This window comes from Pseudotabrizicola sp. (genome assembly GCF_030684215.1).
Lineage (GTDB): Bacteria > Pseudomonadota > Alphaproteobacteria > Rhodobacterales > Rhodobacteraceae > Pseudotabrizicola.
Genome location: NZ_JAUXOV010000052.1, coordinates 81,819 through 94,891 on the forward strand (window position 1 = coordinate 81,819; position 13,073 = coordinate 94,891).

12 protein-coding genes and 1 tRNA gene are annotated in these 13,073 nt (G+C 59.6%); 4 read left to right on the plus strand and 9 right to left on the minus strand.

Features of this window, described 5'->3' with window-relative positions:
- Positions 1–164 precede the first annotated feature (164 nt).
- Positions 165–911 (plus strand): SDR family oxidoreductase, encoded by a 747-nt coding sequence (locus tag Q8K08_RS10035; RefSeq protein WP_305249978.1) that lies wholly within the window; start codon positions 165–167, stop codon positions 909–911.
- Positions 908–1,528 carry an enoyl-CoA hydratase/isomerase family protein gene (locus Q8K08_RS10040; protein ID WP_304801409.1) on the plus strand — a complete coding sequence of 207 codons (621 nt, stop codon included), beginning with the start codon at positions 908–910 and terminating at the stop codon, positions 1,526–1,528. Before Q8K08_RS10035 ends, Q8K08_RS10040 begins: the two co-directional genes overlap by 4 nt.
- Here the strand turns inward: Q8K08_RS10040 and Q8K08_RS10045 are convergent.
- Positions 1,525–2,559 (minus strand): LacI family DNA-binding transcriptional regulator, encoded by a 1,035-nt coding sequence (locus Q8K08_RS10045; protein ID WP_304801412.1) that lies wholly within the window; start codon positions 2,557–2,559, stop codon positions 1,525–1,527. The two genes, Q8K08_RS10040 and Q8K08_RS10045, sit on opposite strands and share 4 nt — an antisense overlap.
- A gap of 273 nt (positions 2,560–2,832) precedes the next feature.
- Here Q8K08_RS10045 and Q8K08_RS10050 point away from each other — a divergent pair.
- Positions 2,833–2,909: transfer RNA gene (locus Q8K08_RS10050), tRNA-Arg, on the plus strand.
- A 58-nt stretch (positions 2,910–2,967) separates the two neighbouring features.
- Positions 2,968–4,029: a YeeE/YedE family protein gene (locus Q8K08_RS10055; protein ID WP_304801457.1), complete on the plus strand. Its 1,062-nt coding sequence runs from the start codon at positions 2,968–2,970 to the stop codon at positions 4,027–4,029.
- An 18-nt stretch (positions 4,030–4,047) separates the two neighbouring features.
- Here Q8K08_RS10055 and Q8K08_RS10060 read toward each other — a convergent pair whose 3' ends face one another.
- From Q8K08_RS10060 to soxA, 8 genes are all read right to left on the minus strand, one after another.
- On the minus strand, positions 4,048–4,992 hold the full coding sequence (locus tag Q8K08_RS10060; RefSeq protein WP_304801414.1) for an MBL fold metallo-hydrolase: 945 nt from the start codon (positions 4,990–4,992) through the stop codon (positions 4,048–4,050).
- Positions 4,989–5,888, minus strand: coding sequence for an MBL fold metallo-hydrolase (locus tag Q8K08_RS10065; protein WP_305249980.1), 900 nt, complete (start codon positions 5,886–5,888; stop codon positions 4,989–4,991). Before Q8K08_RS10065 ends, Q8K08_RS10060 begins: the two co-directional genes overlap by 4 nt.
- A 65-nt stretch (positions 5,889–5,953) precedes the next feature.
- Positions 5,954–7,219, minus strand: a complete 1,266-nt coding sequence (locus Q8K08_RS10070; protein ID WP_305249981.1) for an NAD(P)/FAD-dependent oxidoreductase — start codon at positions 7,217–7,219, stop codon at positions 5,954–5,956.
- Between the two features lie 50 nt (positions 7,220–7,269).
- Positions 7,270–7,974, minus strand: coding sequence for a c-type cytochrome (locus Q8K08_RS10075; protein WP_304801422.1), 705 nt, complete (start codon positions 7,972–7,974; stop codon positions 7,270–7,272).
- Between the two features lie 6 nt (positions 7,975–7,980).
- Positions 7,981–9,105: a c-type cytochrome gene (locus tag Q8K08_RS10080; protein WP_304801424.1), complete on the minus strand. Its 1,125-nt coding sequence runs from the start codon at positions 9,103–9,105 to the stop codon at positions 7,981–7,983.
- Positions 9,089–10,354: a sulfite dehydrogenase gene (gene soxC / locus Q8K08_RS10085; protein ID WP_304801427.1), complete on the minus strand. Its 1,266-nt coding sequence runs from the start codon at positions 10,352–10,354 to the stop codon at positions 9,089–9,091. The genes Q8K08_RS10080 and soxC overlap by 17 nt, the downstream gene beginning before the upstream one ends.
- Positions 10,355–10,374: 20 nt before the next feature.
- Entirely contained in the window at positions 10,375–12,066 is a 1,692-nt protein-coding gene (soxB, locus tag Q8K08_RS10090) for a thiosulfohydrolase SoxB (RefSeq protein ID WP_305249982.1), read from the minus strand.
- Between the two features lie 110 nt (positions 12,067–12,176).
- Complete coding sequence (gene soxA / locus Q8K08_RS10095; protein ID WP_304801433.1) at positions 12,177–13,043, minus strand: sulfur oxidation c-type cytochrome SoxA; 867 nt, start codon at positions 13,041–13,043, stop codon at positions 12,177–12,179.
- Positions 13,044–13,073: the final 30 nt, after the last annotated feature.

A 13,073-nucleotide genomic window follows, 5' to 3' on the forward strand; every position in this document is an offset into this window, starting at 1 on the left:
CAAAAAGAAGGATGAGGTCGCACAGGTTGCCCGTTTCATAATACACCTTTCCCACAAATGCTCTGATTGGCTTATATCCTGTTCTGACCGTGCCACAGGGTCAAGGGCTTCCGGTAAGGGGCAGTCTGCGCTGGTTCGCGATCACGCAAAGCAAGGGGAAGACCATGACCGAAAAGACTGTGATGATCACTGGGGCAAGTCGCGGCATCGGCGCCGCTGCTGCGCATGTATTTGCACAGGCCGGATGGCGCGTGGCGCTTCTGGCGCGTTCGGCTGATGACATTTCGGAGCTGTCCAGACTGATAGGTTCCGCGTCTATTGCGCTGCCTTGTGACGTGGCAGACCCGACTGCCATGCGAAATGCAGTGCAATCGGTACTGTCACGCTGGGGGCGCTTGGATGCGCTGATCAACAACGCAGGCATGATCGACCCGATTGCGCGGCTGGAAGATGCCGATGCCGATGCCTGGGGGCGGTCTATCGACGTGAACCTGAAGGGCGTGTTCAACGGCATGCGCGCCGCAATCCCGGTGATGAAGGCGGCGGGGGGTGGCACGATTATTACTGTCAGTTCGGGCGCGGCCAGTAACCCTTATGAAGGGTGGAGCGCATATTGTGCCGCCAAGGCCGGGGCCGCTATGCTGACTCGCGCCGCCCATCTGGAAGAAAGCGGGAACGGTTTGCGAATCATGGGTCTTTCGCCGGGAACGGTCGCAACGGAAATGCAGGTCAAAATCAAGGCCAGCGGAATTAACCCCGTTTCGGCGCTTGATCCGGCGGTTCATATCCCTGCGGACTGGCCTGCCAAGTGCCTGCTGTGGATGTGCGGTCCGGGTGGCGATACATGGCTGGGTGAAGAAGTGAAATTGCGGGATGAAAATGTCCGCCGCGCGATCGGAGTGATGGAATGATCAACGTTGAACTTGACGGGCGCTTGTTGACCCTGACCCTGAATCGCCAGGATAAGGCAAACTCTCTTACCCGCCTGATGCTTGAAGAACTGGATGCGGCTTTGGCCCATGCAGAGCTTAAGGGGGTGCGCGCGGTGATCCTGACCGGGGCGGGAAACGTGTTTTCTGCCGGGGCAGATCTTGATGACGCCCGCGCAGGTCTGGCGACAGACCCGGTTTGGGAACGGTTGTCGGCGCGTGTTGCTGGTTTGCCGTGCCTGACCATTGCCGCACTGAATGGCACGCTGGCGGGTGGGGCGATGGGAATGGTGCTGGCCTGCGATCTGCGGCTTGCTGTGCCTGCCGCCAAGTTTTTCTATCCGGTGATGAAGCTGGGGTTTCTGCCCCAACCAACCGACCCGCGGCGCATGTCTGCTCTGATCGGCCCGGCACGCAGCAAAATGGTGTTGATGGGTGGTGCCCGCATTGACGCGGCCGAAGCGCTGTCCTGGGGCTTGATTGACCGGATCACCTCGCCCGAGTCGCTGATGGAAGACGCGCGCCTGTTGGCCAGTGACGCCATGGCCGCCAGCGCAGACCATGTGGCCGCCATCAAACGGCTGGTGCCAATGGCCTAAACTTTGCGGATCGTGTCGCCGGGCTGCAGGGTCGGAGACAGCTCGATTATTTCGCCACCCACAATCCCGTCAGGCCGCTTGCCCGCGATTATTTCGGCAGCCAGCCTGCCAATATCCAGACGGCAGGCATCCATCGTCGCCAGTCGTCGCGGCAGACCATCCAGCAACTCGACGCCGTTAAACCCGGCCAACCCGACGCGCCCCGGCACATCAATGCCCTGATCAAGGCAGTACAAAAGCCCACCGGCGCCGATCATGTCGTTCGAGTAGTAGAGAAAATCAACATCGGGGCTGCGCTTCAGTACCGCTTCGGTCATCTCGCGCCCTTTCAGAAGGGCAGAGCCACCCGAGTAAAACTCACGATCCGCCAGCAGCAGCCCTTCGCGACCCAAGGCTTCTTCAAATCCGGCCAACCGCTTTTTTGCACGGTGATCGTTTGGCATTTGCGTTCCCAGAAAAGCAATCCGCCGATACCCTGCCGCAACAATTGTCTCTGCCATCTGCCGTCCGGCGCGGCGATGCGAAATACCCACGGCGGAATCAACCGGGGTGCCGTCGATATCCATGATCTCGACAATCGGCACACCCGCCTGTGCGAGCATTGCCTGACTTGCCGCGCTATGCTCCAGCCCGGCAAGGATCAGACCCGAAGGCCGCCAACTCAGCATCTCGTAAATGACTGATTCTTCCCGTTCGGGCAGATAGTTTGTCACACCAACAACCGGCTGAAGCCCGGTGTCCTCCAGCACATCAGAAATGCCGGTCATCACTTCGGGGAACACCATATTTGACAGTGAGGGGATGATCACACCGACAAGATTGACGCGCTGGCTTGCCAAAGCGCCTGCAATTTTGTTCGGCACATAGCCAAGCCGCCGCGCCGCTTCCAAAACGCGCTCGCGCGTGGTTTCCGATACATCGCCACGGTTTCGCAAGACGCGGCTTACCGTCATTTCACTGACGCCCGAAGCTTCGGACACATCGCGCAAGGTCAGAGTGCGGCGGATATCGGGGGTGACGGGCTTTACCAATGGATATGGCCTTCTGCGGCGGGTTCTTTTTCTTGTTAGCGCCAAACACAGCCCTTGTCCAAGGGCGATTGATCTGCTATGTTACCGCTAACAGCCATTTGTTTGGCAAATGAAATCCTGCGCGTCCTGCAAGCTCTCAATCCAGACGCAACGGACCCAGAGGGGGAGTGGTGGGCCAAAACTCACTCCCCCTTTTTCTACCTCCCCACTTTCAGCATCACAATGAAGTCCATGCTTGAACCCAAGCCGTTTTTTTCGCATGAAGACGCGTGTGGTCCCGTGGCTCAACTGGATAGAGCAGCCCCCTCCTAAGGGGCAGGTTACAGGTTCAAGTCCTGTCGGGATCACCAAAAAATAATATCGAACGGCTCTAAAACCCGCTAGAATGAACCAAAGAAGGGTCTCATGATGGATATCAGCCTGTTGCTCGATCATGTGGAAGAACCGCTTCTGGCCGCTCTGTTTGGTTTGTTGGTTGGTGCCGTGTTCGGGGTTGCGGCGCAGCGGTCTTCATTTTGTTTGCGGGCGGCGACGGTAGAATTTGCCCGCGGCAAGATTGGACCAAAACTGGCCATCTGGCTGTTGGCCTTTTCGACGGCGGTGATCTGGGTGCAGGGCGCGCAAATGCTTGGACTGTTCCGCGCAGACGAGGCTCGGATGATGGCGGTCGCCGGGTCTTGGTCGGGGGCTGTGATTGGCGGGCTGATGTTTGGTGTCGGCATGGTGCTGGCGCGTGGCTGTTCCGGGCGGTTGCTGGTTCTGGCGGCGTCTGGCAATCTGAGGTCGGTTGTGTCGGGCATGATATTTGCGGTCGTCGCGCAGATGTCGCTGCACGGGTTGCTTGCCCCGGCGCGGCAGGCGTTGGCGGGTTTGTGGGTAACACCGTCGGGACGGAATGTTGATCTGATCGCTGTCTTGTCATTGCCGCCGGCTTCCGGATTTGTGATCGGCATTGGCATCGCGGCATTTGCGCTGTGGCTGGCCTTGCGCAACCATATTGGCGCGCGGGCACTGGTCTTTGCGTCTGGTGTCGGGTTTGCGGTTGCTTTGGGCTGGGTGCTGACCTTTGCCCTGTCGCAACAGGCGTTTCAGCCGGGTGCTGTCACTTCGGCCACGTTCTCGGGCCCTTCTGCCAACACGCTGATGTTTTTCCTGACCCCTGATTCAGTGTTGGGGTTTGATATCGGTCTGGTCCCGGGGGTGTTTCTGGGAGCGTTTGTCGCTGCAGCCTGGGCAGGAGAGTTGAAGTTGCAGGGGTTTGAGGGCGAAGGTCAGATGCGGCGATCGATGGCTGGGGCCGCCTTGATGGGCTTTGGGGCGATGCTGGCCGGGGGGTGCGCCATCGGGGCCGGAGTAACCGGCGGGTCGATCTTTGTAGCGACCGCCCTGCTTGCGTTGCTGTGCATGTGGATCGGCGCAGTGATTACCGATTTCGTGGTGGATCAGGCGGGTGTGCAGGTGCAGGAATAGGGCAACCTCGCGGCTAACCTATTCAAACTCCATCTCGGCAAAGACCACGCCTGCGTTTTTGGTGGCAAGTTCCTCAAACGTATCAAGGTGCCGCCACGCGGATTGATCGACGTAATAGGCCCCCGCCAGATCGCCTCCGTCTTCCAGGTGGGCGCCGATTTTGGCGCGCAGATCCAAAAGGTAGTCACGGGTATAGCGGGTCACCTGCGCCAGATTGGTGGGGTGGCCGTGGCCTGGAATAACATAGGTTGGGTTCAGCGGCATCAGCGCGGTATCCCATGTCTCTATCCAGCACGAGGTGCAGGTGCCCTCAAAGATCGGGGGCATGCGTTCGTGAAAGGCAATGTCGCCCGCGATCATCAGGCTCCACTGCGGAATCCAGACTTGGGTATCGCCGGGCGAATGGGCGGGGCCAAGGTGCAGCACCTCTAGCGTGACATCGCCCATGGTAATGGTTTTGTTGTCGGTAAAGGTTTCCGTGGGCATAGCGATCACGGTGCCTTCGGCATTCTCAAGCGCATAGCGTTGCAGGCTGGCCAGATCCTGCGCCGCCCCATCTTCAAATTCCGCCGCGGCCTCGGTATGGGCAAGGATCGGCACGCCTTGGGCCACCCAATAGCCATTGCCCAGCATGGCGTGACCTTGGCCATTTTCAACGATCACCAGCTTGATCGGTTGATTGGTCACGGCCTTGATCTCGGTATGCAGCGCCTGCGCCAGTTTGAAGCTGGCGCCAGAGTTCACCACGATGACCCCGTCACCAGTGATGATAAAGGACAGATTGTTGTTATGGCCTGCGTTGTCATAGGTGGGCGGCGCGGTGGCCCCGATGGCAGAGAACACATGCGGGATTACCTCGACCGGTTTGGAATACAAAACCGATTGCGGGTATTGATCAGGGATATCCTCGGACGCAAAGACCGGGGAGCCGAGCAACAATGCGGTGACAAGGATGCGTTTCATTCTTCGATGAACCTATAGCCAGAGCCCGACTTTTCGGCCCGGCCAATGCCGCCGCCGGGCAGGTGAAAGCCGATCAGCCGCATCTGGGCGGCGGTGATCTGATCCAGCAGCGCAAGCCGGGTCTGGGCGGCCAGTTCTTTATCCTGATCAGAGCCAGAGGCCCAATCGGGGCGTTCAAAGGCAACGTGGTGATTGCCAAGCGCATCACCCACCACCATGGCAGACTCGCTGCCTGCGCTCAGTTCATAGGCCATATGGCCCGGCGTGTGGCCGGCGGTCAGGCGAGCGGCGATGCCGGGCAGGATTTCTTCGCCATCGCTGACAAAGCGCAACGCATCGGCAATAGCCGAAAGGCGGCGTTCGGCCCCGATGGCGAAGGTTGTTCGAGCCTCGCCAATGGTGGCGACGGTGTTCGGGTCGGTCCAGTAGTTAAATTCGGCCTGACCGATCAAGTATTCGGCATTTGTGAACACTGGTTCGTCAAAGTCATCCAGCAGGCCCCAAAGGTGATCGGGATGGCCATGAGTAAAAACTACATGGGTGATATCTTCGGGGCTCAGGTCTGCGGCAGCCAGCGCATCAGCCAGCTTGCCTGCCGACGGTTGAAAGTCGGGGCCAGCGCCTACGTCGAACAGCACAGTGTTGGTGCCATCGCGCATCAGGGTGACGTTGCACGGTGGGGTCAGCTGATCTGTGGGCAGGCCGTATGAGGCGACAATCTGCGCCATTTCATCTTGTGGCATGCCGCCAAGGATGAAGTCACCTGGCAGCACCAGATTGCCATCGGACAGGGTATCAACCTGTATCTGCCCCATGGTCAGGGTCGATGCGGCCCAGAGTGTGCGCGGGGCAAAGGGCAGCGCAAGAGCGGCAAGGAGATGGCGGCGGGTCAGCATGGTGCAACTTTCAATGGGAAAGAAGACGGGCACCGTAAGGCGCCCGCCAGTCAGGGGGGAGGATACTAGCCGAACATGTCGGCGGTTATGCCCGAATACCAACCGATGCTTTCTTCGTATGTCGCCTTGCGCAACGCCGCATCTTCGCCCGTCGCGCTGATGAAGCTTTCAACCGAGGCGATCTTTTCCGGCGTGGGTTCATAAGATGCACCCACCTTGACGCCATCATCGGGCGCGATCAGCGACCAGCACGTATTGGAGTACTTCGCCGGAAAGACGTTGGACCCCAAAAGCTCGCCCCGGATGGTCATAGAGGCGACTTTGGCCTGCGAATTGGCAGAGTAGCCGGATTTCGGCATATCGCCCTGCGCACTGGAATCGCCCAGCACATAGATGTTGTCATCCGCCTTGGTCTTCATGCTGTCGGGATGAACCGGAGCCCAGCCGGAATCGTCAGTGACCCCGGCAATGGCTGCGATCTTACCTGCCATCTGGCCGGGGATCACGTTGCAGACATCAACCTTTTGTATCTCGCCATCGACGACGATTTCCATGGTATCGGGCCGTACTTCAACAGCGCCGCCGCCAAATTCCGGGCCGACCCATTCGACCATGCCGTCGTAATGCTTGGCCCAGCCTTCCTCAAAGAGTGCTTTTTTCGAGAAGTTTTCCTTGGGATCAAGGACAAGTATCTTGGCGGTCGGGTTGTTTTGCTTGAGCGCATGGGCGACCATGCTGATCCGTTCATACGGCCCGGGCGGGCAGCGGTATGGGTTTGGCGGCGCAATCATGGCGAAGGTGCCGCCTTGGGGCATAGATTCAATCATGGATTTGAGCAGTTGGGTCTGCGGCCCGGCCTTATAGGCGTGCGGCATGATTTCGGCATGGGCGTCAGCCGACCAGCCGGGCACAGCGCCGTCACGGAAGTCGATGCCCGGCGACAGGATCAGCCGGTCATAAGGCACGGTCTGGCCACCGGCGAGGGTGACTGTTTTGGCGGCGCGGTCAACGCCGGTGGCCATGTCGTTTATGATGGTGACGCCGCCCGCGGCAATGCCATCGTAGCCGTGCTGGAGGCTTTCGAACTCGCGGAAGCCGCCGAGGTAGAGGTTCGAGAAGAAACAGGTGGTATAGATCGGGTTGGCCTCAATCAGGGTGACGTCAAGGCCACCCGCGCTGTCTTTAGCCAGATAGCGCGCGGCAGTGGCCCCGCCCGCACCGCCGCCGATGACAACGACACGCGGTTTGGCCTGACCCCAGACCATGGGGACCGACAAGAGCGAGGCTGCGGCAAAGCCGGTGCCGATGAAATGGCGTCTGTTCAGGGTCATATAGGGTCCTCCGGTTAGATGAAAAGGAGGCGGTTTGACCGCCCCTCGGGTTATTCGAGCGTGGCGAAATAGGCGGCCAAAGCGGCAATCTCGTCATTCGACAAGCGGCTGGCCATCATTTGCATGACGGGATGCGGGCGCAGTTTGGATTTATAGGCGTGCATTGCGACCACGAAATCTTCGGGTGGCCATTGGGTGATGGCCGGAATGCCTTCATCGGCACCATCGCGGCGGTGGCAGGTAGAACATTCGGATGACAGATAGGCACCGTATTCCGGGTCGCCCTGAATGGCGAGGATCGCAGGATCAAGGGTAGGCTCGGACTTGCGCGCCGTCGGCTCGGATTCCGGGATGTTGGCCGGTTGATCGGAATAATCGCGCAAGAATGCCATCAGATCGGCACGGGCGGAGGCATCGGCCATGCCACGGTAGTTCATCCGGGTGCCAGACACCAGCGCCTTTGGGTTTTCGATATAGGCATCAAGGGTTTGCAGGGTCCATGTCAGGCCATCAGCGCCCATGCGGGTTATGGATTTGGAGTATTTGAACCCGGCAACGGTGCCTGCTTTGCGCCCGAAGATATTGCTTAGAGTGGGGCCAACGCGGTTGGTGGCCCCGTCTCCAATCTGGTGGCAGGCCTTGCACTGGCGGTCAAACAGCGTGGCCCCGCGTGCCGCGTCACCGATCCTTTCGGCGGCGACGGGCAAAGCTGTGGCTGCGGCGAGGGTCAGGGCCAGAAAGATTTGCCGTATCATCCCCGATCAGCCCCCGAAGCTGGCCAGATATGCGATGACGGCCGCACGTTCCTGTTCAGATTTCAACCCGGCGAAGGCCATTTTGGTGCCCTTCATAAAGCTGCGTGGGTTTTCCAGAAACGCATGGAGCGCGGCGTCATCCCAGACCAGCCCATCCTCGGCCATGGCAAGCAGCGGTTTGGAATAGTTGAAGCCAGCAACCACCCCGGCCGCATCGCCTACGATACCGTTGAGCGTTGGGCCGACGGCATTTTTCGCACCTTCACCCACCTTATGGCAGGCCATGCATTTTTTGAACACTGTCTCGCCTGCGGCGATCAGGACCGGGTCTGCGGTGGCGGGAACGACAACTTCTGGCTGTGCTGCCGCTTCCGGGGGGGCTTCTGCTACAACGTCAGCCGGGGCCTCGGCCGCAGCGGCCTTGGCGGCGGGCGTCACCGCAGCGCCACCTGAATCGGCCACCAAGACCGGCAAGGTTCCGGCGGGTTTGCCGTCTTCATCTGTGGGGGTCACTTTCAGATCGACGGCGCGTTTGGTGACCTGCGGGTCAGTTTTCAGACAGTTTTCCATGCAGGGTTCGCCGGTGAACAGCGGGTATTCTGTCTGGGGCCGATCATCTTCGTAAAAGCCGTCAACATTGGGCATGACGATTGTGGTAAAGTTTTCTTGCGTCAGAACGAAATCGTCTTCGACAATCCCGTTGGAATACAAAAGGAAAGCGGTGATGGCGTAGGTGTCATCCGCCGTCAGCGTCTGCGCGCCGCCAAAGGGCATTGAGCGGTGGACATAATCAAAAACGGTTGAGAGATAAGGCCAATAGCTGCCAATGGTCTTGACCGGGCGAGGGTCAGTCAGCGACCCATTGCCACCGGCAAGCACCGGCCAACTGTCCAGCCCTTCGGCAAAATCGCCGTGGCACGAGGCGCAGTAAGAGCCGAACACCTCTTCCCCGGTTTCAACATCGCCAGACCCAACAGGCAGGCCGGTGCCATCGGGAAGCACGGCAATATCCCAGGCTTCGATTTCTTCGGTCAAAGCTGGGCGGCCAAGGCCCAGCGGTTCGGCAAGGGCAGGGGCGACAAATGTGGTCAGAACGGCCGAGGCTAGCACCAGTTTAAGCGATTTCGACATTCTCGACCTCTCCGTCAGCGCGCACCCACCAGACCTGGATGGAATTGTTGTGGTAAACGTTGTTGGTGCCGCGAATATCGCGCAGCGCCTGCTTGGTGGGCTGGACATAGCCGGTTTCATCCACCGCACGTGACAGGATAAACATCTCAGACCCGTCCCAGTTCATGTCATAGTGAAAGCGGGTCAGGGCCTTTGGCTTGGCATCACCGGAAATGCGGGCCGGGGCCCATGTGTTGCCGCCATCGGTGGATACATCAACGCGGGTTATCGCGCCGTTACCGCTCCACGCCAGACCGGTCACGACCAAGGGGCCTGCGCCGTGGCGGATGGGTGCCTGCGGACTGGGCGAGGTGATGACGGATTTGGCATCCATCACCCATGTCCATTTGCGCGCGCGCCCGTCAGGCATCAGGTCGGTGTATTTCGAGGTTTCCTCTCGGCTTTGCACGGCCTGATCATAGACCCCAATCCGGCGGATCCATTTGACCCACATATTGCCTTCCCAGCCCGGCACAACCAGACGGACCGGATAGCCATGCTCCTTGCGCAGCGCCTCGCCATTTGCAAAGAATGCGACCATCACATCATCAAGTGCCTTTTCCAGCGGGATCGAGCGGCCGTTCGACGATGCGTCGTGGCCTTCGACATAGACCCATTTGCCAGCGGTCTGCACACCCGCCTCGGCCAACAGGTCACGCAGCATGACGCCGGTGTATTCCATGTTGTGGATCATGCCTTGGGTAAACTGGCAGCCCTCTAGCTGCGCGCCGCCCCATTCCATACCGCCATTGGCCGCACATTCACAAAACGCGGTGGTGATGTGGCGGGGAAAGCGCATCAGGTCTTCAAAGGTGAAAACCAGCGGGGTGTCGACCAGCCCGTTGATCATCAGGCGGTAGTCTTGTTTGGTCATATCGATCGCACCAGAGTGGTGGCGTTCAAACGCGCAGCCCTGCGGGGTTATCGTGCCTTCCAGCGCGTGGATCGGCGTGAAGTTGATCGAACTGACCGGGCTTTCGGTCAGCCATTCCACATTGCGACGCACAACATGCGCCTCATGGGAAATCGGCGTGCCATAGGGGGCCGCATCGACCGGATCACCAAAGCCCGAGGCATAGTCCTGCACCTCGGTGATCAGTGGGTCAGCCGTTTGGGCGTGGGCAGCAGTTGCCATCAGCCCGGCCCCAGCGGCAGCGGTGCCGCGCAGGAACGTGCGGCGCGATGTGTGGTTATGTGGTTCGTCGGTCATGTGGCGAACGCTCCTGTTGCTTAAAGACCGGTCACGGAGACCGAGGTGTTGGGGTCCAGTTTGACGGTGCCGAGCTTGCGGATGTGCGCCTCGACCACGTCCCAGATTTGCGGGCCGGTGGTGCCTTCGTTCACCGATGCCCAGCCTGCGACGGTGTAGGATTTTGCGGCGTCAATCGCCTCGCCCGTGTCGGTCAGGGCAAGGTTGGTGATGCGGCTGCCGATGGGTTTCGAGACGTCGATAGCAAAGCCCATCCCGCCCACGCGCACCATATCGCCGCCCTGCTGGTAATAGGGGTCGGTGTTGAACAGGTTGTCGGCCACATCTTCCAGCACGGCATGCAGCGTCTCGCCGGTCATCTCAGTACGGTAGACCTGGCCATAGGTCATCGAGGTGGCGTTATGGATATCTTCGCGGGTGATATCATCGCCGGGCATCAGGCTTGGCCCCCAACGCACGCCGGGTGACAGGGCGATCTGGGCGTCCCGTTCACTGCGCACTGCGTCGCAGATCAGATCATCCCATGTGCCCTGAAAGTTGCCGCGACGATACAGCAGACTTTCGGTTGTGCCGATCTTTTCCTCCAGCTGGTCTTTGAACGGCGCGCGTTCGGCGTCGATCAGGGCGGCCATATCGGCATCCGGGGTGATGACATCTGCGAAAATTGGGATCAGTTTATGGCGGAAACCCATCATCTTGCCGTCACGCACATCCAGATCGACGCGGCTTACGAATTTCCCATTGGACCCGGATGCGATCAGGATGGTCTGGCCGACCAGAACCGGTTCGGGAATGGCGTCATGGGTGTGGCCGGTCAGGATCACATCAATGCCCTGCACGCGGGCAGCCATCTTCTGGTCAACGTCAAAGCCATTGTGCGACAGGCAAACCACCAGATCGACCCCGGCTTCGCGGACTTCGTTCACCACGGCTTGCATGCGTTCTTCGCGGATACCGAACGAGTATTCAGGAAACATCCAGCGCGGGTTGGCGATGGGCATATAGGGAAAGGCCTGACCAATCACGGCGATGCGGGTGCTGGCGCGTTCAAAGATCTTATAGGGTTCAAACGCGGGTTCATCCCACTCGGCATCAAAGATGTTGGCACCAAGGAAGGCAAAGGGCAGGTTCTCCACGATTTCCTGCACGCGCTCGGTGCCAAAGGTCCATTCCCAATGGCTGGTCATCGCATCGGGGGTCAGGGCGTTCATCACGTTGACCATATCCTGACCGTTAGTGAGTAGGCTGGTCATTGACCCGTGCCATGTGTCGCCACCATCCAACAACAACGCGTCAGGCCGAGCGGCGCGGATGGATTTGACCACCGTGGCCACGCGGTCCATACCACCCATCTTGCCATAGGTCTTGCCCAGGGCGACAAAATCTTCATGCGTCAGCGCATAGGCTTCGGCACTGCCCGGGGTCAGGTTGAACATCTGGGCAAAGGCGTCGCCCACCACATGCGGCGGCTTGCCCTTCGCATCACCCACACCGATGTTCCATTCTGGCTCGCGGAACCAGATCGGTTTAAGCTGGGCATGAATGTCGGTGATATGGATCAACGTGACATTGCCGAAATCGTCAAACTGCAAAAGTTGATCCTCGGTCAGCGCCTGCTGCGCGGAAAGCCGCGACCAATTACCAAAGCCTGACACGCCGACAATCGCGGAGGCGGCAAGGGACGCTTGTAAAAATTCGCGGCGGCTTATCATCGACGTGTCCTTGGCTTTTGGCATGACGGCAATGACCGCGCAAACGCGGTGGCCGTGATGCCTTTGTCTTTACAGTGGGATAGCCTCCCGCCGTAGCGGGAGGATGACTTTTAGTGACGGACCGACACGCCTTCGACCGAAAGGCCGTTGCCGCGCGAGGCGACGTAAAGTTCCAACGCCTTGAATTCAGCCGAGTCAGGCTTGAAGGTTTCTGCGCGGGTGTCGCGGACACATCCAACAAAACGCTGTTGTGCTGTCAGGATGCCCGCGTCTTTCAGACGATAGACGGGGAAGCCGTTTACCTGCCCTTGGCTAAGATGGTCAGCGCGGATGTAGCGGCCCTGGTTGTCTTCGTGGCAATTGGCGCAAGACATCTCCAGTTGCCCGAAGCGGGTGTAATAGATTTCCTTGCCCGCTTCCCAGAACGGAGCCGCCGCGCCGTCGATGGCGATATTAACCACCTCGCCGCGCGACTGCATAGAGATCAGAGCCAGCATGTCCTTCATCTTGTCGCCGGTCATGCCCCAGGCTTCCAGCCCCATACGGTCGGTGACGCATTCGTTGACGTAATTCTCAACGGTCATCAAAGCGCCCGTGGTCGCATCAACACGCGGGGTTACCGCGCGCAAGCCCTTCATGCTTTCGGGGCCTTCGTGGCAGCCTGCACAGCTTTCACCTTTGGCGCCCTGCGCCTTGTTCCAGCTGTCAAGCGCACGGTCGACATAGACCATGCCCGGATTGTCGAAATCATCGCGCTGAAGCGCGCGGGTTTCGTCCTCGCGGAAGTGCCAGCCGGAATAGATCGTATCCATCACATCGGACAGATGGGCAGGGGCGGCGGTTGTGGTCACGATCTCCAGCACACCATCATCTGTTTCGATGCTAAGGCTGTCGTCAACCGGGTCTGCAAAGGCCGTGCCTGTCAGGGCAAGACCAAGGGCCAGCGTGGTGGCCAGTCGTGCGACGTGACGCTGCATGATGTCTCCTCCCTTAAACATTTGCCGCAA

What these genes read in the sequence shown, in the direction of transcription:
- Q8K08_RS10035 (WP_305249978.1), top strand. Translation starts at nt 165, where the DNA reads ATGACCGAAAAGACTGTGATGATCACTGGGGCAAGTCGCGGCATCGGC.
- Q8K08_RS10040 (WP_304801409.1), top strand. Translation starts at nt 908, where the DNA reads ATGATCAACGTTGAACTTGACGGGCGCTTGTTGACCCTGACCCTGAAT.
- Q8K08_RS10055 (WP_304801457.1), top strand. Translation starts at nt 2,968, where the DNA reads ATGGATATCAGCCTGTTGCTCGATCATGTGGAAGAACCGCTTCTGGCC.
- Q8K08_RS10060 (WP_304801414.1), bottom strand. Translation starts at nt 4,992, where the DNA reads ATGAAACGCATCCTTGTCACCGCATTGTTGCTCGGCTCCCCGGTCTTT.
- Q8K08_RS10065 (WP_305249980.1), bottom strand. Translation starts at nt 5,888, where the DNA reads ATGCTGACCCGCCGCCATCTCCTTGCCGCTCTTGCGCTGCCCTTTGCC.
- Q8K08_RS10070 (WP_305249981.1), bottom strand. Translation starts at nt 7,219, where the DNA reads ATGACCCTGAACAGACGCCATTTCATCGGCACCGGCTTTGCCGCAGCC.
- Q8K08_RS10075 (WP_304801422.1), bottom strand. Translation starts at nt 7,974, where the DNA reads ATGATACGGCAAATCTTTCTGGCCCTGACCCTCGCCGCAGCCACAGCT.
- Q8K08_RS10080 (WP_304801424.1), bottom strand. Translation starts at nt 9,105, where the DNA reads ATGTCGAAATCGCTTAAACTGGTGCTAGCCTCGGCCGTTCTGACCACA.
- soxC (WP_304801427.1), bottom strand. Translation starts at nt 10,354, where the DNA reads ATGACCGACGAACCACATAACCACACATCGCGCCGCACGTTCCTGCGC.
- soxB (WP_305249982.1), bottom strand. Translation starts at nt 12,066, where the DNA reads ATGATAAGCCGCCGCGAATTTTTACAAGCGTCCCTTGCCGCCTCCGCG.
- soxA (WP_304801433.1), bottom strand. Translation starts at nt 13,043, where the DNA reads ATGCAGCGTCACGTCGCACGACTGGCCACCACGCTGGCCCTTGGTCTT.